Below are 1883 nucleotides of genomic sequence, written 5' to 3'. Positions count from 1 at the left end.
GTTGACCCGGCGACTCCGCGCAGAGGGCGTCAAAGTGCCTATTGTCGGGGTAACGGCCAATGCCCAGGCAGATGAAGGAGAGCGCTGTTTGCAGGTGGGCATGGACGGCTATCTGGCCAAACCCGTTTCTTTGGCTGGACTTAAGCGGGAGCTTCTGCGGGTTGGAGGATTGCGCTAGCAGCGCGACTCACCAGGCACGACAGAGAAAAGTTGTCTACGCCAAGGATTTGGAGCAACGTTCTATCAGGTCATACTCATTGAGGAGGGCACAGTGGAGAAGCGGCAATTTCAGTTTTCTAAACTATTGTCAGGCTGCGCAAGCGCATTGGCAGCATTCCTACTGTGTGTTCTGTTTTTATTCTATCTCTACGGTATTTTCCTCAACGCGGTTGGCGAATACGGCACCAGGAGTCGTGAGCACACCAGGGCTCTTGTTTTACGCGCAGATGCAGAAGTGCTTTTTATCGAGAATACAGCTCGGATACTTCAGTCAGATGCAGTGACGAGAAGCGATGTATCCAGGCTGGATAACCTGGTTGAATTACCGGTCAGAACGAGCAGTGGTGTTGAAGGGGTAAATGAGAGAGGAAAGGGGGTTGTTCTGTGGGGACAAAAAATAGTCCCCAGGGAAACGCAATATGAGTTTTTTCGGCAAGTAAAAATGCTTTCCAATATGGAGGGTGTTTTTGAGCAGGAAAAATATAAGAACAGACGTCTATTGTTGGTTTCTGCAGAAGATACACTGCTTTTCAGTCCATTTGACACGGTCGAGGACTGGAAAGGCGACTCCCGTCAGAATTCGATCGAACTTGCTGACTATATCGAGTCAGCCAGGGCACCGCTTTTTCAAGGCAAGCTTGATTTAACCAATAACGCGGAAGGCAATAAAGGCACTGCTTGGACCACTGCACATCCCCGGGCTGCGGATGGCGTTCAGGTTATTACATGTTATGCACCCATTTATGATCTGCGTGGAAGACTTGTATCGTATTTGATGGGTGAAGTCCCGATATCAGAGTTAGAAGGGCGGGAGTGGTTGCAGAAGAACAGCATGAGTCTGGTGTTGTTTGACTCCACAGAAAAGCCGATTTTCATGGACGCGGCCTTGGAGGGAACACGCGCCTTGAGGCCCCATGAGTTGTCCGCCAAGAGTACCTCTGCCATGAATTTCGAACTCGATGGAACTTGGTTGCTAATATTTGTTAATGTCCCCAGCACGCAGTGGCGTGTTGTTTATGGTGTTCCTCTAAGCAAGGTGTTTTTAACACAGTGGAAAATTATTTTTTTCTCGTTATGTGTGCTGGTGTCTGGAGTGGCCTGTATCGTTTGGATAGCAAGAAGCGCACGGCGTCGGACGCATGTTCCGGCACAGCTTAGTTCAAGGGAAATGGTTGAGTCGCGTCATTTGATCCAGGTGATAATGGACTGCTCTGTGGTGGGATTATGCCTATTGCGCCGTAGCGACGGCAAAATATTGATTCAGAACGAACAGTCTCGAAAACTGATAGCAATGGAAGTTGAGCGCGATGGGCGGCTTTGGGGGCTGCGCGAGTATTTTTTGATGAAACCGGACAAAGAAACAACTGAAGCCGGCCTCCTTGAAATTGATGCACAAACGCCAGATACAGCGAGCCCCGTGCGTGTTCTGGCCCACTTGGTCGAAGTTAACTATCACGACGAGCCTGCTCTTTTTTGTTCGTTTGGCGATGACAATGAGCGCAGGAATGCAGAGTTGAGACAGGCCTCAGTCGCAGAAGCGGCCGACGAGGCAAATGCGGCCAAATCAAAATTCCTGGCGATGATGAGTCACGAGATTCGCACCCCGTTATACGGCGTACTGGGCACACTGGAGTTACTAGCAAATACTGCGTTATTACCGCAAC

Annotated in this window: 2 protein-coding genes; both read left to right on the top strand. The window is 49.9% G+C overall.

What is annotated here, in order from left to right; genetic code table 11:
• The first annotated feature begins 1 nt into the window (after position 1).
• Positions 2-178, top strand: a complete 177-nt coding sequence (locus J2X66_RS30425) for a response regulator (protein WP_405046825.1) — start codon at positions 2-4, stop codon at positions 176-178.
• A 93-nt stretch (positions 179-271) separates the two neighbouring features.
• The coding region (locus tag J2X66_RS30115) for a histidine kinase dimerization/phospho-acceptor domain-containing protein (protein WP_310272368.1) at positions 272-1883 on the top strand (1612 nt) is incomplete at its 3' end.

It is taken from the genome of Pseudomonas sp. 3296 (assembly GCF_031456615.1).
Lineage (GTDB): Bacteria > Pseudomonadota > Gammaproteobacteria > Pseudomonadales > Pseudomonadaceae > Aquipseudomonas > Aquipseudomonas mucoides.
This window is presented reverse-complemented; position numbering and strand designations above follow the sequence as displayed.